We start from the raw sequence: 24,651 nt of genomic DNA, 5'->3' as shown, positions 1-24,651 counted from the left end.
TACGGCAGGCAGGCAAACCGGATCAGGCACAGATTGTCTCAGAGGCGCTCGATGGTGCCTTCGAAAGCCGGCATCGCGCCGGGATCGATGTCCATAAGCCGACAGATCAGTCCCGCAATCTCGGTTTGCTTGAGCGCACCATCCAGACCGACTCGGGAACCGACCGTGTAGAACGGCACCTCGGTCTCCTGGGGCGTCGGCCCCGCATGATTGCCATCATCCCCCATGCCGTGATCGGCAGTGACGATCACATCATAACCGGCCTCAATCCAACCCGGCAAATGTCGAGCGAGAAGATCGCCCTGCACCCGCGCCGCATTTCGGTACCCGACGCTGTTGCCACCATGTTTATGGCCGGCATCATCGACATTCATCGGATGGAGCAGGAGGAAGTCCGGCGCCTTGGCACGGATCAGCCACTCCGCCTCGGCGAAGAGATGACTGTCCGGATAGGCATCGTCCCAATAGAAGACACCGTGGGTTACATCACCCGTGCCATCGACCAGAATGCGATCGCGATACCGGTCGAACGGGCAGGAGACATAGAGCTCTGACACCCAGTGATAGGCCGCCGCAGCCGTCACTCCACCCTGCGCGCGAACTCGTGCGAAAAGATTATCCCCCACCGAGCGCCGTACCACGCCATTGCTGACGACACCGTGGTCCACGGGCCTCCGCCCAGTCATCAGCGTCTCGTAGAGCGGACGCGACATAGCCGGCAACTCGCAGGTCAGCTTGCGCACATCGGCGCGGCCCGCAGCCACGAGACCTTCCATGTAGCCGAGACAGGCACGGGCCGCATCGTAACGCAGCCCGTCGAGAACGATCAGGATCACTTTGTTCATGGCGCGCAACTTGCCACGCCGCGCACCAAAGGCAAGACCGACTTAGATTATGGGCTTCCCGCCTGTGACAGCGATCGTCGCGCCGGACACGTAGCTCGATAGCGGATCGGCGAGCATCACATAGGCCGTTTGCAATTCGGCCGGTTGCCCGGGCCGCTTCATCGGCACCTGTTTTCCGAAGTTCTCGACCTTCTCTTCCGGCATGGTCGAGGGGATGAGTGGCGTCCAGATCGGGCCTGGTGCCACGGCATTGGCCCGGATGTTTTTTTCCGCCAGCATCTGCGCAAGCCCAGCCGTAAAGTTCTGGATCGCGCCCTTGGTCGTGGCATAGGCGAGCAATGACGGATTGGGGCTGTCCGAATTGATCGACGCGGTGTTGATGATCGATCCTCCATTGGTCATGTGTGGAACGGCGGCTTTCGTCAGATAGAACATCGCGTGGATGTTGACCCGAAACGTCAGTTCCCACTCTTCATCCGGGATTTCAGTGATGTCGTCGAAGGTGGCCTGGTGGGCGGCATTGTTGACGAGAATATCGACGCCGCCGAGTTCACGAACCGCCGTGTCCACGATCTCTCGGCAATGATCGGCGCTCTGAATGTCGCCTCGGACCAGCACGGCCTTGCGCCCAGCCTTTTCCACCCAACGGGCGGTATCCTGCGCGTCCTCGTCCTCCTCGATATAGGAGATCAGCACATCGGCGCCTTCGCGTGCATAGGCGATCGCCACGGCCCGGCCGATCCCGCTGTCGCCGCCGGTAATGATCGCCTTCAGCCCTTCGAGCTTGCTCGACCCCTTATAGCTCTCTTCACCATGATCGGGCCGCGGATTCATGTCTGCGGTGCGGCCCGGCATCGGAACCTTCTTCTGTGGAAGGGGCGGCGTGGGATAGTCGGCCATGGGTCATCTCCTCGTTGCTGATGTCGAGGGTCAAACCGGTGAGCCATGGATGGGTTCCGGAAAACGGTACCAGCAAATGAACAGGGCCGGCGTGACGCCGGCCCTCGAACATGTCGAAATCAGGCACGCCAGGCGGCGAGCGCCTGCGGTCTCAGGACCCTCTCACCCAGTACGGGAACGGCACCTTCAGGGAGCGTCCAGTCTTCTGTTCCGTAGTTGAAGGCAAAGACCAGATCGCCGCGACGGCGGATACGAATGAAGTCCGGCACCGGCAGCGTGGCAACACCGGCCTTCTTCGTCGCCAGTTCCAACACCTCGGCCAGCAGCCCTGCATCCGCCCAGCAGGCAAGATAGAGCACATTGTCTTTTTCGGTGAGCGCCGGATCACCATTGTCGAAGGTGGCGAGCACCGAAGCCGATGTCTCGACATATTCCCGCCAACGGATCGCATGACCCGACACTTTGCCAGAAACGCGATCCGAGAGCCCGGGGCGCATCGAGGAGACCTGAATGACGCGATTGCCCGTGAGTGCGCCCAGCGGACCCGGCGGCAGGTTTTCCGGAATGCGGAAATTGCGCTCGCGCGAACCCGTGCGGGCACCGATCACCACGACACCTTTGGCCTTTTCGAGCTCGGCCCGCGCCGCTTCGGTCACTTCCGTCATGCAGGGCACGACAACCAGCGGATAACCCTCGAGCGACGCGCCCGGACGGACGAAATCGACGTTCAGACCGAGATGGCGAAGGGCCTCGTACCAGCGGAAGCAGAGCTCCTCGTACCGGAAATCCTTGCCCTGCGGCTGGATCATCGTCGACCAGTAGCTCTGATAGTCGAAGACCAGCGCTACGGGTGCCTTGCTCGTCTCGGGGAGAGCGCCGAGGGCGGCCAGCTCGTCAGAGACCTGCATGGCTTCCTTGCCACCCGGCGACCACTCGTCGAGGCCGGGCAGGTTCAAGCCCGCATGCATCTGTTCCTGAGCAAAGGGCGCCTGGCGCCAGCGGAAATAGCTGACGACATCAGCGCCATGCGCGAGCGCCTCCCAGGTCCACAGACGCACCATGCCAGGCTTCGGCACGGGGTTCCACGGCGCCCAGTTCACCGGACCCGGCTGCTGCTCCATCACCCAGAAGCGCCCCTTGCCGACGGCGCGGTAGAGATCGTGGTGATAGGGCGCGATATCGGGATGCGAGGTCTCGGCCCAGCGATTGCGTTCGTCTTCGGTGAAGGGGAACTTCTCGACGAAGCCGATCGGATAGCTGTCCCAAGAGGCCAGATCGAGATTGTCGCCAACGTTGAAGTGGTCGAAGTCGGACACGAAGCCCATGAAGTTATGGGTGACCCAGCGACCGGGCGAATGCTTGCGGATGATCTCGCACTGCATCTTGTCGTAAGCCGCGACCTGATCCGAATGGAAACGCCAGAAGTCGAGACGCGTCGCCGGGTTTGGCTCCGTCACCGTCAGGTTCGGCAGGGCGACATCGTCGAAGCTCGAAAGCTCCATCGACCAGAAGACCGAACCCCAGGCTTCGTTGAGCTGGTCGGTGGACTGGTAGCGCAGCAGCAGCCAGCGCTTGAAGCTCTTCAGATCTTCAGGACCCCAGGAGACCGTCGTATCGTGACAGCCATATTCATTGTCCGTCTGCCAGCCGACGATGCCGGGATGGGTCCCGTAGCGCTTGGCGACGATCTCGACGATCCGCGCGCTTTCCTTCCACCAGGTCTCCGATGAAAAGGTGTAGTGACGACGCGAGCCAAAGCCGCGCGGGCGGCCCTGCTCGTCATAGGGGATGATATCGGGGCATTCGTCCACCAGCCACTTGGGCGGGGTGGCCGTTGGCGTGCCGAGCACGACCTTGAGGCCCGCTTCATGCAGCACGTCGATCGCCCGGTCGAGCCATTCGAAGGTAAAATTGCCGCGCGAGGGCTCCAGGCGAGACCAGGCGAATTCACCGATACGCACGAAGGAAATGCCGAGTTCGCGCATCCGGCGCGCGTCGGTTCGCCACCGGCTTTCGTCCCAGTGTTCCGGATAGTAGCAGACGCCCAGCATTATCGTGTCAGATCCCCATTGATGACGGCCTTGCCGTCCTTGTCGAACAGATGGCAGGCCTTGGCATTGATGCCGAGGCGCAGCGTCTGGCCAGGCTTTTCGCTGGCCAGGCCATCGGCCTTGACCGCAAGCTCCGAGCCATCGGCAAGCGTGACGAAGAACAGCGTCTCAGACCCCAGATATTCGGCAAGCTTGACGGTCGCTTCGATCACGACATCGCCCTTGCCGGTCGCGTCGATATGCTCGGGACGCAGGCCGAAGGTCATCTCACCCGCTGGAGCGCTCGCCCCATGCGTCGGGATCGAAATATCGGGCCCAGGCAGGCGGACCACGGCAGCACCCTCGGCCGACGAGACCTGAACCTTGAGGAAATTCATCTTCGGCGAGCCGATGAAGCCGGCAACGAAGAGATTGTTCGGGCGATGGTAAAGTTCGAGCGGCGAGCCGACCTGCTCGATCTTGCCGGCCGATAGCACGACGATCTTGTCGGCCATGGTCATGGCCTCCACCTGGTCATGCGTCACGTAAATCATCGTCGCCTTGAGGTCCTGATGCAGCTTGGAAAGCTCCGTGCGCATCTGGACGCGAAGTGCTGCATCAAGGTTCGACAGCGGTTCGTCGAACAGGAAGACTTCCGGATTGCGGACGATGGCGCGGCCGATGGCGACGCGCTGACGCTGGCCGCCGGAAAGCTGGCCGGGCTTGCGCTGCAGAAGGGGCTCAAGCTGCAGCATCTTCGCGGCAACCGCCGTGCGCTCGGCAATCAGAGCCTTGGAATGGCCGGTCATCTTCAGACCGAAGCCGATGTTTTCCTCGACGGTCATATGCGGATAAAGCGCATAGGACTGGAAAACCATGGCGACGCCGCGCTCGGACGGGCCGATGCTGGTCATGTCCTGGCCGCCGATCGCAAGCGAACCCTCGGTGATGTCCTCGAGACCAGCAATCATGCGCAGAAGCGTGGACTTGCCGCAGCCGGAGGGGCCGACGAAGACGCAGAACTCGCCGTCCTTGACGTCGAGATCCACACCCTTGATGACGCTAAGCGCGCCGAACTGTTTCTTGACGCCACGCAGGCTTACATCAGCCATGGGTCTTGCCTCCCTTGATCGGTTCGAGTTCGAGGAGAAGAGCGCTTTCGGGCGTCAGCATCGGCAGCGGCAGGCCGGCAAGTCCGGCACTGGAAAGCGCGAAGGTGACGGCACCGGAAAGCAGCGCTTTCTGACCCTCGGAGATGCGGATGAATTGCGGTTCTGCCGGCAGCACGGTCTTGATCCGCCACTGGCCACCAAACTGAGTGACCTGATCGGGCAGACGCAGAGGTGCTGGCTGTTCGCCCACCATCTGCGGCCCCTGGGCGACGATCACGACGATCTTCTCGGCGGAAGCGGCACCCCAGACATAGCGACCGTCGAGCGGCTCCATGCGGAAGCTGGCGCCCGGCGCATGGAAGAGATCGCGCAGCCGCTTGTAGGTCTCGATATAGACCTTGAGATCGTCGCGTTCCTCATCGGTAAGTTCGAGCGGGTTCAGCTCCACACCGAGATGATAGGCGATGGCCACGAGCGCCCGGAAGGCGAGCGTATGGCGACGACCGGTCTGATGGTTCGGCGAGGCCGAGATATGGCTGCCGAGAATTTCCGGCGGCACGAAGACCGAAGCGCCGCGCTGGATCTCCAGCCGCTCGAACGCATCCGTGCAATCGGACGTCCAGACGCGATGGGTGCGCTTCAAGGCGCCGTAATCGATACGTCCGCCACCGGAGGCGCAGCTTTCGATTTCGACGTTGGGATGAGCGGCACGAATGCGGTCCATCAGCGCATAGACGGCACGCGTCTGCGCCGCGATCTTCGCCTTGCCATCGCGACCCGCGGCATGCGTCAGATCGCGGTTCATGTCCCACTTGATGTAGGAAACGGCGTGGTTGGAGAGCACCGCATCGATCTTGCTGAAGAGATAGTCGGAGACTTCGGGGCGGGTCAGATCCAGCACCAGCTGGGTGCGCGATTCGAGGATCGGACGACCCTCGATCGTCAGCGCCCAGTCGGGATGCGCCTTGTACAGTTCGGAAACCGGGTTCACCATCTCAGGCTCGAACCAAATGCCAAACTGCATACCAAGGCCTGTGACATGGTCCACCAGCGGCTTCAAGCCGTCGGGATATTTGCGGGCATCGATATCCCAGTCGCCAAGGCTCGTTGTGTCGTTGTCGCGCTTGCCGAACCAGCCGTCGTCGAGCACGAAGCGCTCGATGCCGAGTTCGGCAGCCGCTGTCGCCTGGGCTTTCAGCGAGTCCATCTGGTGGTCGAAGTAATTGCCTTCCCAGGTGTTGAGCGTCACCGGGCGCGGCGCCATCCGACCATCTGGCCAGGTCGTCAGCTCTTCGCGAACGAAGGCATGGAAGTCTTCGGTATCCGCGCCTGCATAGGCAATCGGGCTTTCATAGCTTTCGCCCGGACCAAGGATGATCTCACCCGGTTCGAACAGCTCACCGAGATGTACGAGGCGCCGTCCGTCATCGGTGCGGTCGATGACCATCTGGTGGTTGCCGCTGAAGCCAAGCGTGACGCCGAATATCTGGGTCTCGCTTTCGATGAACAGCATCGGAAAGCGATCATGGGACGTACGCCCACGACGATTTTCCTGGATCCAGGTGCCATTGCCGAGCAGCTCGCGCCGCGTCTGGAACTCACGCCCCCAGATGCCGGTAAAGCTCATCACCTGCAGGTCACCTGCCGGTGCAAGGAAGGTGCCGGCCATGCAGCGATCGAGCTGATAGTCCGTGTCGCCGCGATTGGTCAGCTTCGTCGCCATCGAAATGAGGCCGGAGGTATGCGCCGTCAGCGTGATGGCAAGCGATAGATTCGCGACGGCATCGATACCGGTCAGCACCGTGCGATTGCCATCTCGGCTAACAGTCCAGCCGCCGAACTGTGCGACGAAGTCACGCCCCCCACGATGACCTGCAATCGCCGGCCAGCCGAAGAAGCCCATGCCGCCTGTCGGCAGGAGAACGGACGAGGGTACCGCCACGTCCATGCCGTTGACGCGGCTTGACCGTTCGATCGCGAACAAGGGATCGGGTTCGACAGGCTCCGCCCCGAAGGACAGGATCTCCGGCATGCCGAGGTCCGGCAGGCGCAGGCTCAGCGACAGCTGGCCCGAATCGATGATGATTATTTCACTCATCCCTTGGTCGCTCCGAGTGTGAGGCCAGCGATGAAGTGGCGCTGCATCAGGAAGAACATGGCGACAGGCGGCAAGGCCGCGACGATCGAGCCGGCGGAGACGAGATGCCAGGCGGCCACCCACTGGCCGTTCAGCGAATAGAGCCCGGCGGTAACCGGCATGGCATGCTGACCCTGCACGAGAACCGTCGCCCAGAAGTAGTCGTTCCAGACGAAGGTGAAGATCAGCACGGACAGCGCTGCAATCGCCGGGCGCATCAGCGGCAGCACGATATAGCGGAAGATCCGCCATTCCGAGACGCCCTCGACGCGGGCCGATTCGATCAGCGCAAAGGGCAGGCCCTTGATGAAATTGCGCATGAACAGCGTGCAGAAGCCGGTCTGGAAGGCGACATGGAAGAGCACGAGGCCCATCGTCGTGTCGTAGAGACCGGCACGCAGCGTCATGTCACGCACCGGCACCATCAGGATCTGGAACGGGATGAAGTTGCCGGCGACGAACATGAAGAACAGGACGAGATTGCCCTTGAATTTGTAGACCGCAAGCGCAAAGCCGGTGAGGCAGGAAAGCGCGACCGCCCCAATGACGGTCGGGATCGTCACCTTGAACGAATTCAGGATGTAATAGCCGATCGGCGAGTTGTTGAAGACGGCCGAATAGTTCTCGAAACCGGCAAAGCCCGAGGGGATGCCGAAATAGTTCCCGGCGGCCAAGTCACCCGCCGGGCGCACCGATGTGATGGCAACGCCGATCAGCGGCAGGAGCCAGAGGAAAAGTGCCACCGGCAGCAGGATCTTGTAGGCCGTCTGCGCAAAGGGCGAGGCCTTCTGGATCGGAGTGGGGAACATCAGGCGTTCCTTTCCTGGGCGAGCATGCGGACGATGAAGAGCGAGATGAAGACCATCATGATGAGGAACAGGACGACCGCGATCGAAGCGCCGTAGCCCATGCGGAAGCCGTATTCGGAGAGTGCCTGCTCATACATGAAGTAAGAAAGCACCTGGCTCGACCCGTAGGGACCGCCGGCCGTCATGATGGAGACAAGGTCGAAGGAGCGCAGCGAGCCGATGACAGTGACGACCATGGCAATGAAGGTGGCCGGCGCGAGCTGCGGCAGGATCACGTACCAGAGCAGCTTCAAGCCCTTGGCGCCGTCCATGCGGGCGGCTTCCACCTGTTCCGGATTGATGTTGTTGAGACCGGTCAGATAAAGGATCATGCAATAGGCCGTCTGCGGCCAGAGACCGGCAACGATGATGCCGTAGGTGACGTAGCGCTCATCGGCGAGCACGGCGATCTGCTGGCCGAACAGGATCTCCGTAAGCTTCGAAAACAGACCGAAATCCGGCGCGTAAAACCACGTGAACATCAGGCCAACGACGACCTGACTGATCACGAAGGGAAAGAAGAACAGCGACTTGTAGAGCCGGATGCCGGTGACCGTCTGGTTGAGGAAGAGCGCGACGGCAAGGCCCGCCGGGATCGACAGGAGATAGAGCACCAGCCAAATCACGTTGTTGTAGAGCGACGTGTAAAAGGAATCGTCATCCATGAGCTCGGCATAGTTGCCAAAGCCAATCCAGGTCATGGCGCCGAGACCGTCCCAGTCGTGAAAGCTGATCCAGATCGACTCGAAGATCGGAACGAGCACGTAGATCAGGAACATCAGCATGCCGGGCGCCAGGAACAGAAACGGCGCGTATTTTTGCTGGTTTCGCTTCCAGAAGCCGGACGACGAAGGAACGGTGTTGCTCATGGCGGCACCTCTGAAGGTCAAGGGAAACGGCAACCGGATGCCATGGGCCCAGGGAGACCCACAGCACCCGGCGCAGGGAGCTCTATGGCTTACTTGTGAACGCGGGCCCGAACCTTTTCGAGACGCTCCAGGATGGCGTCCAGACGCTCAGGCTTGACCATGAACTCCTGGAAGCCTTCCATGCCGGCCTTTGCCATTTCGGCATTGGCATCGCGGTCATAGAACTGTGCGAGCGCGTAAGCATTCGACAGCATCTCGAAACCGGCATTGAGGAACGGGTCCGCCGGCTTCTCGGCCTGGTTGTTGACCGGCAGCTGGCCGAGCGTCGCGTTCATCTTGGTCTGCGCTTCCGGCGAAGCGAGATAGGCGAGGAACTTCTTCGCGTCTTCCTTGTTCTTCGCGCCCGACGGGATGTGGAACGTGTCGGTCGGGGCCTCTTCCGACATCGGAATGCCAGCCGTGATTTCCGGGAACTGCATGAAGCCGATCTGGTCTTCCGTCAGGCCGCCATCCTTCATCGTGGCAACCGCGAAGTTGCCCATCAGATACATCGCAGCCTTGCCCTGAACCATTTGCGGAATGGCATCCTGCCAGTCGATCGCGGCATGGTTTTCGTTGAAGTAGCCGGCATTGACCAGCTCGCCCCACTTCTCGAACACGGCCTTCACGCGCGGATCGGTGTAGGGGACTTTGCCCGAGGTCAGTTCCATGTGGAACTCGTAGCCGTTGACGCGCAGGTTGAGATAGTCGAACCAGCCGCCGGTCGGCCAGAGCGCCTTGGTGCCAATGGTGATCGGTGTGATGCCGGCCGTCTTCAGCTTTTCGCAGGCGGCCAGGAATTCGGCCCAGTTCTTCGGCGGCTCGATGCCCTGTTCGGCGAAGATGTCCTTACGGTAGTAGATGCCCCACTGGTAATAGGTGTAGGGCACGCCCCACTTCTTGCCATCGATGGTCATCGAAGCGGAAGCAGACTTCAGCTGCTCGTCCAGGCCATTGGCTTCCCAGACATCGGAAACGTCCTCAAACAGACCGGCCTTGACGAAGGGCTCCATGCGGTTGCCAGCATACCAGGCAGCAACGTCAGGCGCGTCGGCCGTAAGGAAGTTGCGAATGGCAGACTTGTAGCCCTCGTGGTCGAAGTTGTTCCACTTGACCGTGATATCGGGGTTTGCCTTCTGGAAATCGGCAATCAGCTCTTCCATCGCCTTTTTCGGCGCCGGATCGGAGTGGTCGGAATTGAGAATGATCTCACCGGCAAAAGCGGTGGACGACAGAAGGGCAGCACCCAGAGCGAATGCGCTCAGGCTTTTGAAAAGGGTCATGTTTTCCTCCCTATGACCGTTATGCATGGCATTGCGGAGCTCTGGCCCCGGATCCCACCGGAGCGGACTTCCCAGCTCTGCTTGATCATCGGGCTCAAACCCGTAATAATCTACCGAGTTTTGGCAGAAGTTTTCCGGGATCCTAAGATTGGAACATGTGAAGCCCCTATTGCACGACGAGTCCGTCCCGGTCCATCCCGATCATGACCCGCGACACCCGCTAGTGATCTTCGGCGATCACCGTTTTTGCGCGGGCGAGAACCTGACGGTTCAGCGCATGGCGGGCCCGCATATGCACAGCCAGATCGAGCTCAATTTCGTCCTGACCGGCCATATGACCTACTGGTTCGACGGACGTGAACTGACGGTTGATGAGGGGCGCCTCTGCCTGTTCTGGGGCATGATCCCGCATCAGGTGATCGATAGACAGGAAGGCACACGCTTCGTCTGCCTTTACGTGCCGATGTCCGTATTCCTTGGCCTGGCAAATCTCAGCCGTTTCCGCGATGCCGTATTTCGCGGCGCGATGATCGAAGCGCTCGAGATCCGGTCCTGGGACCGTGATATCTTTCAGCGCTGGCGCGAGGAACTTCTGGCCGGCGACGAGAACCTAACCGAGATCGTGCGCAACGAACTGACAGCTCGTGTTCTCCGGATCGAGCGCGACGGCTGGCGCGATCTGCGGGAAGAAGGATCGGCAATTGCGAGCTTCAGCGCCAATGACAGCGAACGCGTCGAGCATATCGAACGCATGCTGCGCTTCATTGCCGAACACGCGCTAGATACCATTTCCGCCGAAGATGTCGGCCGTGCCGTCGGCCTCCACCCGAATTATGCGATGTCGATCTTCAAGCGCGCCGTGGGCCATACGATCAACCAGGCGATCGTGCGCCATCGCCTCGACACTGCCCAGTCCCTGCTGATCTCGACCGATCTGTCAATCACCGATGTCGCCTTCGAAAGCGGCTTCGGATCGGTATCGCGTTTCTACGAAGCCTTCAGCCAGCGTTTTGTCGAAAAGCCGACCGCCTTCCGTCGACGCATGCGCTCGAAAGGCGCGCCGCCGGCCTGAGCAGCTATGCCGTTATCGAGCGGCAATCGCCGAAAGCTTCGGCATGGCGACGTCAGGGCACCAGTCCTTGAAACCGATGATGCGGCGGACGATCTTTTCTGCGTGGTTGCCGGCGATATCGCACAATCTGTGGTCCAGATAGGGATTGAGAAAACGCTCGAGCGTGGTTGCGACATAGGCCTCGGCCTCGTCGCCAAGACCATGCCGGCGAAAACCGGGAACAACCTCTTCCCGGTAGATCAACTCGAGTTCCGACCGGATCGCGGCGTCGGCAAGAACATCTTTCACGCATTCCGCGTCGGATCGGCCGTCCGTCAGCCAGCGTTCAGCCAACACAGTATGGCCGAGGTTGAGGATATGCAGCTTCAGCCGCTCATAAGGCGTCAGGTCGTCGACGAGCCTGATGCAGGGATGCTCGCAGGGCAGCGTCAGCCCTGCCTGGCGTTCAATCGCCCAGATCGCATAGGGCTCCGCGATCGCCCCTGCCGGCTCGATCGGTTCGGACACGATGCGATCGACCAGCGTGTTACCCCAGATGACCCGCACCGAAAGCCAGGACACGAAGGTCGCATCGGGAACATGGCGGCTCGCAAGATCGACGATCAGGTGCCGCAGCACCTCGCCATTTCGCGAGATCAACTCGCAGGGCAATATCGTCAACGGCCTCGCACCGCCGCGAAAGCGTGCGTGAAGGAGCGCTAGTAGCTTCATCGGAAAGGAGCGCGGAACCCCGTCGACACTGTCCCCCTCGACGAGGGCATACCCCTTGTCTCCGGTATTGCTCAGCACAACCCTCGCCTCCTCGACGAAAATCCGCCGGACCTCGGCCCAGTCGCTGGAGGTCGAGAGCGATCTTGTAACCGATCGTACCCTGAGCTCACGCTCGACAGGCTCGCCCTCCTCCAGACCCCGAATGATCACCGGAAAGCCCTCCGGCGCCGACAGCGCCCCGATGCGCCCGGCGCGTGCCGGATCACCCGATGTCTGCACCACGGTGATCGGTCCCAGCGCCTTACCCGCCTCCATGGCCTCGCTGACGAAGAGATCGGCATGCGCCTGGAGAAATCGGCTCGTACCGAATTGCAGGATGGGCGTCGTCATGGCTCAGGCAGGCTCCTGGATGGATTGCAGCAATGTTTCGCGCGCCGATTTCAGGTGCTGGCGGCAGGCCTTCTCGATCGCTGCGGGATTCCGGGAAAAGAGCGCGCTGATGTAGTCGAGGTGCTCTTCCAGCGCTCGCTGGTTGCGCGCCCGCGCATTCGTCTTGTTCCACTGGTAGTGATAGTGGAAGACGATCGCGATGATGTCGTAGAAATCGATGATGAAGCGGTTGCTCGATGCCTTCTGGACGAGCAGGTGGAACCGCTCGTCGAGCTCCGAAAACTCCGTGTAGCGATTGTCGATATCGGCCAACAACGCATGATGCTGTGCCTCGACGGCCTTTAGCTCGGCCCAGGCCGGATGATCCGCCGCCAGATGGACGAAAGCGGCCGCAGAGCGCAGTTCGAACATCTCGCGGACTTCGGTGAGTTCGAGCGCAAACTCACGGGTAAAGCCCTTGAGCACCCAATGGCTGTTCGGCCGTTTCTCTATCAGCCCGAACCGGCTGAAGCGGATGAGGAATTCCCGGACGCTGGTCGTTCCAATGCCGATCTCGCGGGCAAGTTCCAGCTCGTTGATCTGCATGCCCGGCTGCGCACCTCCGGCAAGGATCCGGCGCATGAAGCTGCGCTCGATGATTTCCGACAGCGAGTTGGTTTCTTCGTCCGGGAAATAGTCGCCCTGTCCCGGCCTGCGCAAGACCGTCTTCGACCGCTTGTCCCATGCCACCAGACCGACCTCGCCGAGCCGCGTCAGCACCGCACGCACCGTCGTCCGGCTGACGCTGAGCAGACCGCAAAGCTCCGGCTCCGAGGGAAGTGTGTCCGTTTCCTCGATCAGCTTCAGCGTGCGGTTGTAGGCGTCCTTGAAGACGGTGTTCTGCTTGGCCATGGCTCTGCCTAGGTTGAAATGATGCACACGTGACGATCTTTTGCCTCATGGCGCAAGACGTGGCTTCGCGCAACGGAAACCACCGATTGCGGTGGCCCTGCCTCCGCGTGGTCTTGGTCTAAACCTCCCGCTCCCGATCAAAGCAAATTGTTCTTTATCGATATCATACCCATTGACGACAAACTGTCTATTGCCGATAAAAGACAAAACACAGGATCCGGTACTGCCGGACGCATGGGAGAAACATCGGGTGTCAAAACCAGCCTGCATCCTGCTGTCGCAGGACGATAATGTTGCCGTGACCACTGTTGCGATCGAAGCCGGGCATGTCCTGCCGGGCGGCGCGCCGGCAGCGGCGAAGATTGATCCTGGCCACAAGGTGGCGGTTCGAGCCATCCACAAGGGCGAGCCGGTCGTCAAATATGCCCAGGCGATCGGTCGCGCCACGACGGACATTGCAGCCGGCGACCACGTCCATTCCCACAATCTCGCCTTCGATGAAGATCGCCTCTCGGTGAGCGGCCTTGCCCAGCCCGAAACGGCGACGGCTGCCGACAGGGGCCGGACATTCATGGGCTATCGCCGCGCCGACGGACGTGCTGCGACCCGCAACTACATCGGCATCATCGCCAGCGTGAACTGTTCCACCACCGTCTGTCGCGCGATCGCGGATGCCGCAAACCGGACCATCCTGCCGCATTATGAAGGCATCGACGGCTTCGTACCGATCGTCCACGACCAGGGCTGCGGCATGAGCTCAACCGGCGACGGCATGCGCACGCTGCACAGAACGATAGCCGGCTACACGAGGCATGTGAATTTCGGCGGCGTGCTCATGGTCGGCCTCGGTTGCGAGGTCAACCAGCTCACCCTTTATGGCCAGAGCGGCGCCGGCGCGTCGAAGCGTCACTTCAACATCCAGGACGCCGGCGGATCCCGCCGCGCGGTGGAGAACGCCCTTTCTATCCTCAAGGAAATCGCGGCCGAAGTCGGCACGATGCGCCGCGAGCCGATCTCCGTCAGCGAGATCATCGTCGGCCTGCAATGTGGCGGCTCGGACGGCCTCTCCGGCATCACAGCCAATCCGGCACTCGGTGTTGCCGTGGACATTCTGGCCGGCGCCGGTGGCACGGCGATCCTCTCCGAGACCTCGGAAATCTATGGCGCTGAGCACCTTCTCCGCAGCCGCGCCGTCAACGAGGACGTCGCCGTCAAGCTCGACGGCCTGATCTCCTGGTGGGAGGCCTATGTCGCCCAGCATGGCGCATCCCTCGACAACAATCCCTCGCCCGGCAACAAGAAGGGTGGCCTCACCACCATTCTCGAAAAGTCGCTCGGCGCCGTTGCCAAGGGCGGACGATCGCCGCTGACGGCTGTCTACAATTACGCCGAACGCGTCACCGAACACGGCCTCGTTTTCATGGACACCCCCGGATACGACCCGGTCTCCGCGACCGGCCAGGTGGCGGGTGGTGCGAACGTGATTGCCTTCACCACCGGTCGCGGCTCCTGCTTCGGCTCGCGCCCCGTGCCGTCGATCAAGCTGACGAGCAACACAGCACTCTACAAGTCGATGGAAGAGGACATGGACATCGACTGCGGCGTCATCGCCACGGGTGACGCCAGCGTCTCGGGCCTCGGCCGCGACATCTTCGACCTGATCATCGAGACCGCCTCCGGCCAGAAGACCAAGAGCGAACTCTTCGGTTACGGCGACAACGAATTCGTGCCGTGGCACCTCGGCGCCACGCTCTGACGTCGACAACAGGACACTGGATACCAGCATGAAGACGAGACGCATCGGAAAGACCGCCCTCGAAGTGACCGAATACTCATTCGGCACGGCCCCACTCGGCGGCCTCTATCGCCCCTGCCCCCGCGATGTCGGCATCGCTACCCTGCAGGCCGCCTGGGATCACGGCATCCGCTACTTCGATACGGCGCCCCATTACGGCTTTGGCCAGGCCGAGCGTTATGTCGGCGACTTCCTGCGCGACAAGCCGGAGGACAGCTATGTGCTCTCGACCAAGGTTGGCCGTCTGCTGGCGCCCGTGCCGAAGGACCAGATCCCCGATGTCGGCTTCGTCGATCCGCTCCCCTTCAAGCTGGTCTATGACTACAGCTATGACGGCATCATGCGTTCGGTCGATTTCAGTTATGCCCGCCTCGGCCTCAATCGCATCGACATTCTCTATGTTCACGATATCGGCGTCTACACCCATGGCCGCGCGGTCAATGATCGCTATGTGAAGCAGCTGCGCGACGGTGGCTACAAGGCGCTCGATCAGCTGAAATCCTCTGGCGCCATCAAAGCCTTCGGTCTCGGCGTCAACGAAGTGCCGGCCTGCCTTGAGATGATGGCCGACATCGACATCGACGTCATTCTGATGGCCGGCCGCTATTCGCTGCTGGATCGCTCCGCCGTCGAGGAGCTGCTGCCGCTCTGCGAGAAGCGCGGAACCTCGATCACCGCCGGCGGCGTGTTCAATTCGGGGATCCTGGCGACCGGCGCTGTCCCCGGTGCACATTTCGACTACACCCCCGCGACCGACGAGGTGCTCGGCAAGGTGCGCGCCATGGAAGACCTGGCGAAACAGGCCGGCAAGCCGCTCGCCCAGTTCGCCCTGCAGTTCCCGCTGCACCATCCGGCCGTCGCCTCCGTCATCATCGGCACGGCAAAGCCGGAAAGCCTCCATCGCAACATGGCTCTGACAACAGAGGAACTGCCGGCCTCCGCCTTCGCGCCGTTCGACGCTCACACACTGGTCGCGCCGCCCCTCGGCGACGAGCCGGTGCGGGAATAGGGGGCGCGCAATGCTGAAGGGCATCCACCCCCTGCTCGGACCCGATCTGCTGCATGCCATCGCCACCATGGGCCATGGCGACGAGATCGTCATCGCCGATGGCAACTTCCCTGCCTCCACCATGGGACCGCCGGTGATCCGGGCAGATGGCGTCGGTGCCGTCGAGATTCTGGAAGCGATCCTCGCCCACATGCCGCTCGACCAGTTCGTCGAGGATGCGGCCTGGCGCATGCAGGTGGTCGGCGACCCCCATGCGGTCCCGGAGATCTGCGCCGAATTCCAGTCGGTGATCACGAAACTGGCCGGCGAAGTCCAGCTCGAAAGCCTCGAGCGTTTCGCCTTTTACGAACGCGCCCAGACGGCAGCCTACATCGTCGCGACCACGGAATTGCGGATTTACGGCAACGTCATCCTGAAGAAAGGCGTCGTCTATCCGGAAGAGGTTCACCGGGTCTGAGGAGCCCCGGGAAGCCTTGGATTTCAAGGCAAAAGCGAGTTCGGAGGAGCTCATTTTGCCCGCTTGCATTCTCCAGAATGCTGGAGTAGCGTGCCTCGATAAAATGTTTTTTATCGATAAAGATCGACCCGGTTGCGTTCTGCAGGTCGATCTCACCGGAGGAACAGGACGCGTTGAGAGGAGAACCACAATGACCATTCTGAAGAGCATGACTCGCCGCGCCCTGATGGGGATCGCTGGCGCTGCAATGATGACGTCGATGATGCCGGCCACGTCCTTTGCACAGGACGTGACCATTCCGATCATCGTCAAGGACACCACGTCCTTCTACTGGCAGATCGTGCTCGCCGGCGCCCGCCAGGCCGGCAAGGACCTCGGCGTCAACGTGCCGGAACTGGGCGCGCAGTCCGAATCCGACATCAACGGCCAGATCAGCATTCTTGAGAACGCCGTTGCTGGAAGCCCCGCAGCTGTCGTCATCTCGCCGACCGAATTCAAGGCTCTCGGCAAGCCGATCGACGAAGCTGCCAAGTCTGTTCCGATCATCGGCATCGACTCCGGCGCGGACTCCCAGGCCTTCACCTCGTTCCTCACCACCGACAATGTCCAGGGTGGACGCATCGCTGCTGACGGCCTCGCAGCCGCCATCAAGGAAGCGACAGGCAAGGAAGAGGGCGAAGTGGCCATCATCACCAGCCTGCCGGGCGTCGGTTCGCTCGACCAGCGCCGCGAAGGCTTCCTTGACCAGATGAAGACGAAGTATCCGGGCATCACCGTAGTGGTCGACCGTTTTGCCGATGGTCAGGCCACGACCGGCCTCAACATGATGACCGACTTGATCACCGCCAACCCGAACATCGTCGGCGTCTTCGCCTCGAACCTGATCATGGCGCAGGGCGTCGGCCAGGCGATTGCCGAAAACAAGCTCGGCGACAAGATCAAGGTCATCGGCTTCGACTCGGATGAAAAGACCGTCGGCTTCCTCAAGGAAGGCGTGCTCGCCGGCCTCGTCGTCCAGGATCCGTACCGCATGGGCTATGACGGCGTGAAGACGGCACTTGCCGTATCCAAGGGCGAGAAGGTCGAGACCTTCGTAGACACCGGTGCAAACCTCGTGACCCAGGCCAACATGACCGAGCCGAAGATGGATGCCCTTCTGAACCCGAAGGTCAATTGATCGAGACTTCGGCACGCGCGGCACATGTCGTGCGTGCCGGACTGGAAAAGGCAGGCGCGGGAGGCGCCGGCCGCTTTCCCTGCGATTTGGGAGGAATGACATGACTTCGCTGCACGATCTGAGCCACCGGCACGACGACCAGCCGGAGCTGGCAGAAACCGATCACGTCCCGCCTGGAACGCCGATCCTTGAGCTTGTCGGATTGCAGAAGAAGTACGGCGCCGTCGAGGCTCTGAAGCCTGCGACAGTCACCTTCCTTGCCGGTGAGATCCACGCCATCGTCGGCGAAAACGGTGCTGGCAAATCCACCCTCATCAAGCTCCTGACCGGCGTCATTCCGCGCACGTCGGGCGAGATCCGTTGGTGCGGCAAGCCGGTCGCGCTCGCGACCCCGAACGAGGCGATCCAGCGCGGCATCAATGCGGTGCATCAGGAAGTCGTTCTCTGCTCGCATCTCTCGGTCGCCGCCAACATGTTCCTCGGCGACGAGATGTCCTCCGGCGGCATCATGCGAAAGCGTGCCATGACCACGGCTGCGCAGAATGTGCTCGACGATCTCGGCTTCAATCTGCCCGCCGGCGAAATCCTCGGCAACCTGACGATCGGTCAACAACAGCTGATCGCCACCGCCAAAGCCGCCATGCGCGGTATCCGTTTTATAATCTTCGACGAACCGACGGCCTATCTGACCCGCCAGGAATCCGCCCAGCTCTTCCGCCTCATCCGCCGCCTGCAGTCGGAAGGTGTGACGATCGTCTATATCAGCCACCGCATGGAAGAGGTCTTCGAACTCGCGGACCGTGTCTCGGTCCTGCGCGACGGCACCCATGTCGGCACCCGGCTGATCGGCGAGACCAATGACGCCGAACTCATCTCGCTGATGATCAACCGTTCGATCGAGCAAATCTACCACAAGGAAAAGCTGCCGATCGGTGCCACCATCCTCGAGGCGAAGGGCCTTTCCGGTCCGGGTTTCTCGGATGTCTCGCTTTCGGTCCGCTCGGGCGAAATCGTCGGCCTCTATGGCCTGATCGGTGCTGGCCGCAGCGAATTCGCGCTGGGTCTCTATGGCCGCCACAAACTAACGGCAGGCGAAGTCTTCTGGGACGGCAAGAAGGTCGTGATCGACACCGAGCGCAAGGCCATGGATCTCGGGATCGCGCTCGCACCGGAAAGTCGTCGAGACCAGGGCCTCTGCCTCAACCTGCCGATCGGCCTCAACATCAACCTGCCGGTCTTCGGACGCTTGAGCCGAGGTCTGACCATCAGCCGGAAACTGGAAGCCGGAAATGCCGACAAGCAGATCAGCGACCTGAAGATCAAGACCCCGACCCGGGCCGTTCTTGCGTCTGCCATGTCCGGCGGCAACCAGCAGAAGATTGTCATCGGCAAATGGCTGAGCCATGGGGCACGCCTCTTCATCTTTGATGAGCCGACCGTCGGCGTCGACGTGGGCACCAAGGCCGAGATCTATCGCCTCTTCGCAGAACTCCTGAAGCAGGGTGCAGGCATCATCCTGATCTCGTCCTACCTGCCGGAGGTCTACGAACTGGCTGACCGCCTGCATGTTTTCCGCCAGGGCAAACTGGTGGCGAGCCACGACTACAGAGCCGCCTCGCACGAGGATGTGCTGACAGAGGCAATCGGCGTCTGAGCTGCCGCCAAACAACGACATGACAAGACGACTGGGAGGACAAAGATGAGCACCGACACCACCGAGACCAAGGTCGCACCGAAGAGGGGCATGAGCATCCTCTTCAGCCTCACGCTGCTCGGCCTCCTGCTCTTCCTGTGGCTGCTCCTTGGCTTTGCCACCAACAGCTTCTGGACGCCCAACAACATCAGCAATTTGCTGCGTCAGGGCTCGATGACGGCAATTCTCGCCGTCGGTCAGACCTTCGTCATCATCACCGCCGGCATCGATCTCTCGGTCGGCGCAGTCGTCGGTTTTGCCAGCGTCATTCTGGCCTGGCTGCTGGCCGCTGGCCTGCCGGTCTGGCTGGCGATCATCCTCACCCTTTTGATGGGCGTCGCGATCGGAAGCTTCCACGCCTTTGGCATCGTACGCATGGGTCTTCCCGCCTTTATCATCACGCTCGCAACCCTCACCTCGCTGCGTGGCATCGGCCTCCTGATCACTAATGGCTCGACCATCTCGATCTCCAACGAAGCCTTCACCAACTTCGCCCGTGCCGATTTCCTCGGTGTCCCCAGCCTCTTCTGGATGGTCATCGTGGTCGCCGTTCCCGCCTATATCTTCCTGCACCTAAGCCGCTGGGGCCGCTATCTCTTCGCGGTCGGTTCGAACAGCGAAGCGGCCCGACTGTCGGGCGTCAACGTCAACCGCACGATCTACATGGCCTATATCCTGTCCTCGACTTGTGCTGCCTTCGTCGGCATCCTGCTCGCCTCGCGCATCGGGATAGGTAACGCCACCCAGGCCGAAGGCTGGGAACTGCAGGCAATCGCCTCCTCGGTCATCGGCGGCACCAGCCTCTTCGGCGCGGTCGGCTCGGTCCAGGGTCCGCTGCTCGGCGCCTTCATTCTGGCGACGATCAACAACGGCGCCAATCTGATGAACGTCAACTCCTTCTGGCAGCGCATTATCACCGGCGCCCTGATCATCCTGATCGTCTATTTCGACCAGCTGCGCCGCCGCGGCAGCCGCTGAGAATTTCCCAAGGTGGGGGTGCCGCGAATGGCATCCCCTTTTTTTTCTTCGAACCGGGCAGCCGAAAGGAATAAGCATGAAGGCCGCATTGTGTGTCGAACCAGGCCGTCTTGAGATCGTCGATCGCGATCCGGCACCGAGCCCGAAATCCGGCGAGGCCCGTATCGCCATCAGCCATGTGGGCATCTGCGGTACCGACTATCATATCTTCGAAGGCAAGCACCCCTTCCTCGAATATCCGCGCGTCATGGGCCACGAGATCTCGGCAACCGTCGTGGCGGCGGGTGAGGGCGTATACTTGGGCTTCGGCACAAAGGTCATCGTCAATCCCTATATCGCCTGCGGCACCTGCATCGCCTGCCGCAAGGACAAGCCCAACTGCTGCACGAATATTCGCGTGCTCGGCGTGCATACCGATGGGGCAATGTGCGAGGAAATCACGGTCCCCGCCGTCAACCTGTATCCCGCCGACGATCTTTCGCCAGAAGCTGCCGCCACCGTCGAATTTCTGGCCATAGGCGCCCATGCGGTCCGCCGCTCGTTGACACCTTCGGGTTCGAGGGCCCTGGTGATCGGCGCCGGCCCGATCGGGCTTGGCACGGCGATCTTCGCCCGCATTGCCGGACATGACGTGACCCTGCTCGACACCAGCAGCGAGCGCCTCTCCATGGCAGCGGACCGCCTCGGCTTCACTTCGGGTCTCATCGCGGACAATCATCTGGAAGCGGCTGTTGCCGAATTGACCAGAGGAGACGGCTTCGATGTCGTCTTCGACGCCACCGGCTATCGCCCCTCGATGGAACGCGCCTTCCGCTTTGTCGCCCATGGCGGCAGCCTCGTCCTCGTCAGCGTCGTGAAGGAGGACATCACCTTCTCCGACCCGGAATTCCACAAGCGCGAGATGACCCTGATCGGCAGCCGCAACGCGACCCGCGTCGATTTCGATCACGTCCGCAAGTCAATCGCGGATGGCCTCGTGCCGATCGACCAGCTGATCACGCATCGGACGACCCTCACAGATCTCGCAACGGATCTACCGCGCTGGGCAAGAGAGAAATCCGGACTGATCAAGGCCCTCATCCGGATTGGTTGAAGTCCGAAACGCAAGAGGCCCGCGGTACTGCCACGGGCCTCTTGCATTCGGTCTATCTGACATCAGGCCTTCTGCAGGTAAGCTGCAATGGCATCGACCTCGCCCTGCGAGACCTCATGACCGCCCTGATGCAGGAATGTCTCGACCTGAGCACCTTGCGCCTCGAAATAAGCCGTCAGCCGCTCGGTCAGCGGCAGAGGGCAAATCGGATCACGCTGACCGGCAGTCACGAGCACCGCAACATCCGAAAGTCCCGGCTGTGCCGACGGATCGAACGGGATCAACGGATGCATCAGGATCACGCGGTCGAAGAGGTCGGGAGCTTCGAACAGAACTGAAGCCAGAATGTTGGCGCCATTCGAGTAACCGAGCCCGTAAATCGGCCGATCCGGGTTCGTCTCCTTGTGAGAGCGGATGAAACCCGCCATCTGGACCGTCCTCTCTGCGAGATCGGCCATGTCATAGACACCTTCGCCGGTGCGCTTGAAGAAGCGAGCAGCCCCGTATTCCGAGACGTCACCGCGCGGCGAGACGATACCCGCCTCGGGTAGGATCCGATTCACCAACCCCGGAAACTGATGTTCGTCTCCGCCGGTCCCATGGAAGGTGAAGACCAGCGGTGCGGCACCCTGCGGTGCCTGGTAGAAGTGGATATAGCTATCGATTGCCATGATGCTTTCCTCCGCAAGAGGGACGACGCTGTCAGGCGTCGTCCCTTCTGTGCAATTAGTCTTGGATCGGGGGCAGATGGGCTTCGATCTGCGAGCGATACTGCTGGTAGCGGGTCGGCAGCTTCAGCGCCTCGCCGAGATGGGCGGTATCCTCATCGCGGTTGAAGCCCGGTTCGTTCGTTGCGATCTCGAACAACACGCCGCCCGGCGTGCGGAAATAAATCGCCCAGAAGTAATCGCGGTCGATAACCGGTGTCACCTGATAACCGGTATCGAGCAGCGCCTTGCGCACTTCGAGCTGGGCGGCCCGGTCCTCGACGGCAAAGGCGACGTGATGCACCGACCCGGCACCCTGCAGAGCACTCGACGCGCCCGGCAGAACTTCGAGATCTATATAATCCGCACCATTGCCACCGGGGACCGCGTAGCGAACGAAGTCGCCCTGCTTGTCGACCGGCTGATAGCCCATGAATTTCAGGAGTTCACCCGTGGCGCCTTCGTCGCGCAGCCGCATGGTCACGCCGCGGAAACCATGAATGCCTTCCGACACCGCAACCGGACCGGCAAATGGCACGCGGCTATCGCCATCAACTTCGGCCAGCGCGAAACCATCCCCATCGGGACCCGCAAAACGCAGGCGGTCCTCGCCGAAGAGCGAATAGGAGCCGAGCTCCTTCACGCCTTCCTTCGACAGGCGCTCCTGCCAGAAACCGAGCGTACCCCTTGGCACCGAGAACACGGTTTCCGACACTTCACCGGTGCCGCGACCACCCTTGCCCATATTGGCAAAGGGAAAATAGGTCATGACCGATCCGGCATTGCCGACTTCGTCACCGTAATAGAGATGATAGACATCGGGAGCGTCGAAATTGACGGTCTTCTTGACGCGGCGAAGGCCAAGCGTCTTGGTGAAGAAATCGTTGTTTTCCTGGGCATCCGCAGCCATCGAGGTAACGTGATGCAGGCCTTTGATCTGGGTAAGCATGGCTCTGATCCTTTCCCGGCACGTCCGCCGGTCTTGTTCTGTTGAACCGAATATGGGCCATGACTTTACCCAAGAGAATAGCGATAATATCGCGAATATTATTACGCTTGGAGCAATAATCTCATGGGTGAACTCGAAGCCATCCGGACCTTTCTCACCGTTGCCGAACAGAGCAGCTTCAGCGCCGCCGCCCGTCGTCTCGGTATGACGCCGGCATCCGTTACGCGCACTGTGTCCGGAAACCCGGGATCTGCAGAAGGTTACGGCTGGCTCGCTACGCGTCTCGGCCCCGATGTCGCTCGGCATGAAAGTGCTGCCGACCGTCCTGTCGCAATTTTCCATCATCCACCCTCGCACGAGTGTGGCGATCGAGCTGTCAGACCGTTTCGTCGACATTCTGCAGGAAAACTATGATCTCGCGATCCGCATCTCCGGCCCGCCGACGGACAAGTCGACGATCTGGCGCAAAATCCGGCCAGTCCCGAGGGTTTTGGTCGCCTCGCCCTCGTTCCTGGCCCGCAACGGCATCCCGAAGGTGCCGGAAGACCTGACGACGCTCGAATGCCTGAGCTATCACGACCAGTCGAAGACCGAGACTTGGGAACTCAGCCGGCCCGGACAGAGCCGCATCGTTGAAGCCAAAGGACGTTTTTCGATCAACAACGGCGACTTCCTCGGTCGGCTTGCCGTCGCGGGAGAGGGGATCGCCCTCCTGCCGCGGTTCATTGTCGAGGAAGATCTTGCCGCCGGCCGTCTGGTCGAGGTGCTCCCGGGCTGGAGCACGCCGGAAATCTGGCTGACGCTCTTCTATCCCCCTTACGAGCAGCTGCCGCTCAGGGTCGCGACCTTCTCGGATTTCTTCGAAGCCTTCATCAGGGAAAGCTGGGATGCCGGTGCACCAACCTGAGACGCGTCAGCGATCGCGCGCCAGGAATTCGCCGATTTCTTTGGCGATCCGGTCGGTCGCGATCGGGACCTCGACCTTCTTGACCTTCTCGAACAAGGTATCGGGAATCGCTGATTTGCGCGCTTCCGCGAGCCCTTCGAAGAAGCGCGGCGAAAACTCCGGATGCGGCTGGTAGGAGAGACCCCAGTCGCCGTAGCGGATGACGGCATTCTCGCAGGTGTCGGTCTTGCCGACGACTTCAGCTCCTTCGGGCACCTTGATCACCTGATCCTGATGCCAGGCGAGCAGAACCTGCTCATCGCCCGTATCGGAGCGCTTGTAGGTCACAGGCCCGGCAGACCAGCCACCCTTGAACTTCTCGACCTCGCCGCCGAGAGCCTTGGCCATTACCTGGTGCCCGAAGCAGATCCCGACCATCGGCACCTTCGCCGCATGCACCTGCCGAATGAAGTCCTCGAGCTTGCGGATCCACTCATGGTCCTCGTAGACGCCGAACTTGGAGCCGGTCAGCAGCCACCCGTCGACTTCCGTCGGGCTCGCCGGAAACTCGCCGTCGACGACGAAGTAGCGCTTGAACGAGAAGTCGAAATCGCCCAGCAGCGCGGCAAACATATCGGCATAATTGCCATACTCGCTTGTGAGTTCGGCGGGCGAGTGACCCGTGACGAGAATGCCGATGGTCTTGGCGGTCATGTGGGCTTCCTGAAATAGGCGAAAAGAGCAACGCGGGGGCCTTGCACTCGGTCCATCTATACCAAA

General features: G+C 61.3%; 21 protein-coding genes and 1 pseudogene. 9 read left to right on the top strand and 13 right to left on the bottom strand.

What is annotated here, in order from left to right; genetic code table 11:
- Nucleotides 1-38 precede the first annotated feature (38 nt).
- The 8 genes from ACQKP1_RS19480 to ACQKP1_RS19445 form a co-directional block, all read right to left on the bottom strand.
- On the bottom strand, nucleotides 39-845 hold the full coding sequence (locus ACQKP1_RS19480; protein WP_427276642.1) for an alkaline phosphatase family protein: 807 nt from the start codon (nucleotides 843-845) through the stop codon (nucleotides 39-41).
- A 42-nt stretch (nucleotides 846-887) separates the two neighbouring features.
- Nucleotides 888-1,745 (bottom strand): SDR family oxidoreductase, encoded by an 858-nt coding sequence (locus ACQKP1_RS19475; protein ID WP_427276641.1) that lies wholly within the window; start codon nucleotides 1,743-1,745, stop codon nucleotides 888-890.
- Between the two features lie 119 nt (nucleotides 1,746-1,864).
- Nucleotides 1,865-3,796 carry a beta-galactosidase gene (locus tag ACQKP1_RS19470; RefSeq protein ID WP_427276640.1) on the bottom strand — a complete coding sequence of 644 codons (1,932 nt, stop codon included), beginning with the start codon at nucleotides 3,794-3,796 and terminating at the stop codon, nucleotides 1,865-1,867.
- Nucleotides 3,796-4,887, bottom strand: coding sequence for an ABC transporter ATP-binding protein (locus tag ACQKP1_RS19465; RefSeq protein WP_427276639.1), 1,092 nt, complete (start codon nucleotides 4,885-4,887; stop codon nucleotides 3,796-3,798). Before ACQKP1_RS19465 ends, ACQKP1_RS19470 begins: the two co-directional genes overlap by 1 nt.
- Nucleotides 4,880-6,985 carry an alpha-galactosidase gene (locus ACQKP1_RS19460; protein WP_427276638.1) on the bottom strand — a complete coding sequence of 702 codons (2,106 nt, stop codon included), beginning with the start codon at nucleotides 6,983-6,985 and terminating at the stop codon, nucleotides 4,880-4,882. Before ACQKP1_RS19460 ends, ACQKP1_RS19465 begins: the two co-directional genes overlap by 8 nt.
- Nucleotides 6,982-7,833 (bottom strand): carbohydrate ABC transporter permease, encoded by an 852-nt coding sequence (locus tag ACQKP1_RS19455; protein WP_136539364.1) that lies wholly within the window; start codon nucleotides 7,831-7,833, stop codon nucleotides 6,982-6,984. The genes ACQKP1_RS19460 and ACQKP1_RS19455 overlap by 4 nt, the downstream gene beginning before the upstream one ends.
- Nucleotides 7,833-8,741, bottom strand: a complete 909-nt coding sequence (locus tag ACQKP1_RS19450) for a carbohydrate ABC transporter permease (protein WP_427276637.1) — start codon at nucleotides 8,739-8,741, stop codon at nucleotides 7,833-7,835. The genes ACQKP1_RS19455 and ACQKP1_RS19450 overlap by 1 nt, the downstream gene beginning before the upstream one ends.
- A gap of 89 nt (nucleotides 8,742-8,830) precedes the next feature.
- Nucleotides 8,831-10,063: an ABC transporter substrate-binding protein gene (locus tag ACQKP1_RS19445; RefSeq protein WP_427276636.1), complete on the bottom strand. Its 1,233-nt coding sequence runs from the start codon at nucleotides 10,061-10,063 to the stop codon at nucleotides 8,831-8,833.
- A 277-nt stretch (nucleotides 10,064-10,340) separates the two neighbouring features.
- Between ACQKP1_RS19445 and ACQKP1_RS19440 the strand changes: the two genes are divergently transcribed.
- Nucleotides 10,341-11,135: a helix-turn-helix domain-containing protein gene (locus ACQKP1_RS19440; protein WP_427276805.1), complete on the top strand. Its 795-nt coding sequence runs from the start codon at nucleotides 10,341-10,343 to the stop codon at nucleotides 11,133-11,135.
- A gap of 12 nt (nucleotides 11,136-11,147) precedes the next feature.
- Here the strand turns inward: ACQKP1_RS19440 and ACQKP1_RS19435 are convergent, their stop codons facing one another.
- Nucleotides 11,148-12,236 (bottom strand): mannitol dehydrogenase family protein, encoded by a 1,089-nt coding sequence (locus ACQKP1_RS19435; RefSeq protein ID WP_427276635.1) that lies wholly within the window; start codon nucleotides 12,234-12,236, stop codon nucleotides 11,148-11,150.
- A 3-nt stretch (nucleotides 12,237-12,239) separates the two neighbouring features.
- Nucleotides 12,240-13,127: a GntR family transcriptional regulator gene (locus tag ACQKP1_RS19430; protein WP_427276634.1), complete on the bottom strand. Its 888-nt coding sequence runs from the start codon at nucleotides 13,125-13,127 to the stop codon at nucleotides 12,240-12,242.
- 250 nt (nucleotides 13,128-13,377) lie between these two features.
- Here ACQKP1_RS19430 and ACQKP1_RS19425 point away from each other — a divergent pair, with 250 nt between their 5' ends.
- The 7 genes from ACQKP1_RS19425 to ACQKP1_RS19395 all read left to right on the top strand — a co-directional run bounded on the left by ACQKP1_RS19425 (nucleotide 13,378) and on the right by ACQKP1_RS19395 (nucleotide 21,329).
- Nucleotides 13,378-14,883, top strand: coding sequence for a UxaA family hydrolase (locus ACQKP1_RS19425; RefSeq protein WP_427276633.1), 1,506 nt, complete (start codon nucleotides 13,378-13,380; stop codon nucleotides 14,881-14,883).
- Between the two features lie 28 nt (nucleotides 14,884-14,911).
- The gene (locus tag ACQKP1_RS19420) at nucleotides 14,912-15,931 is read left to right on the top strand and encodes an aldo/keto reductase (protein ID WP_427276632.1); all 1,020 of its coding nucleotides are present in this window, start codon (nucleotides 14,912-14,914) and stop codon (nucleotides 15,929-15,931) included.
- Between the two features lie 10 nt (nucleotides 15,932-15,941).
- The gene (locus tag ACQKP1_RS19415) at nucleotides 15,942-16,388 is read left to right on the top strand and encodes an RbsD/FucU family protein (protein WP_427276631.1); all 447 of its coding nucleotides are present in this window, start codon (nucleotides 15,942-15,944) and stop codon (nucleotides 16,386-16,388) included.
- Between the two features lie 190 nt (nucleotides 16,389-16,578).
- Nucleotides 16,579-17,565, top strand: a complete 987-nt coding sequence (locus ACQKP1_RS19410; protein WP_203018572.1) for an ABC transporter substrate-binding protein — start codon at nucleotides 16,579-16,581, stop codon at nucleotides 17,563-17,565.
- A gap of 100 nt (nucleotides 17,566-17,665) precedes the next feature.
- Nucleotides 17,666-19,219: a sugar ABC transporter ATP-binding protein gene (locus ACQKP1_RS19405; RefSeq protein WP_427276630.1), complete on the top strand. Its 1,554-nt coding sequence runs from the start codon at nucleotides 17,666-17,668 to the stop codon at nucleotides 19,217-19,219.
- A 45-nt stretch (nucleotides 19,220-19,264) separates the two neighbouring features.
- On the top strand, nucleotides 19,265-20,236 hold the full coding sequence (locus ACQKP1_RS19400; protein ID WP_054150306.1) for an ABC transporter permease: 972 nt from the start codon (nucleotides 19,265-19,267) through the stop codon (nucleotides 20,234-20,236).
- A 76-nt stretch (nucleotides 20,237-20,312) separates the two neighbouring features.
- Entirely contained in the window at nucleotides 20,313-21,329 is a 1,017-nt protein-coding gene (locus ACQKP1_RS19395; protein ID WP_427276629.1) for a zinc-binding alcohol dehydrogenase family protein, read from the top strand.
- Between the two features lie 62 nt (nucleotides 21,330-21,391).
- Here ACQKP1_RS19395 and ACQKP1_RS19390 read toward each other — a convergent pair whose 3' ends face one another.
- Entirely contained in the window at nucleotides 21,392-22,000 is a 609-nt protein-coding gene (locus ACQKP1_RS19390) for an alpha/beta hydrolase (RefSeq protein WP_427276628.1), read from the bottom strand.
- 55 nt (nucleotides 22,001-22,055) lie between these two features.
- Nucleotides 22,056-22,985: a ring-cleaving dioxygenase gene (locus ACQKP1_RS19385; RefSeq protein ID WP_427276627.1), complete on the bottom strand. Its 930-nt coding sequence runs from the start codon at nucleotides 22,983-22,985 to the stop codon at nucleotides 22,056-22,058.
- 123 nt (nucleotides 22,986-23,108) lie between these two features.
- Here ACQKP1_RS19385 and ACQKP1_RS19380 point away from each other — a divergent pair.
- Nucleotides 23,109-23,892 (top strand): annotated as a pseudogene (locus ACQKP1_RS19380) (LysR family transcriptional regulator).
- A gap of 6 nt (nucleotides 23,893-23,898) precedes the next feature.
- On the opposite strand, the gene ACQKP1_RS19375 reads toward ACQKP1_RS19380, so the two are convergent.
- Complete coding sequence (locus ACQKP1_RS19375) at nucleotides 23,899-24,585, bottom strand: type 1 glutamine amidotransferase (protein ID WP_427276626.1); 687 nt, start codon at nucleotides 24,583-24,585, stop codon at nucleotides 23,899-23,901.
- Nucleotides 24,586-24,651 lie beyond the last annotated feature (66 nt).

This window comes from Allorhizobium sp. NPDC080224, assembly GCF_050281005.1.
Classification (GTDB): domain Bacteria; phylum Pseudomonadota; class Alphaproteobacteria; order Rhizobiales; family Rhizobiaceae; genus Allorhizobium.
Note: the sequence above shows the minus strand (reverse complement) of the source record. Positions and strands in the feature narration are given on the sequence as shown.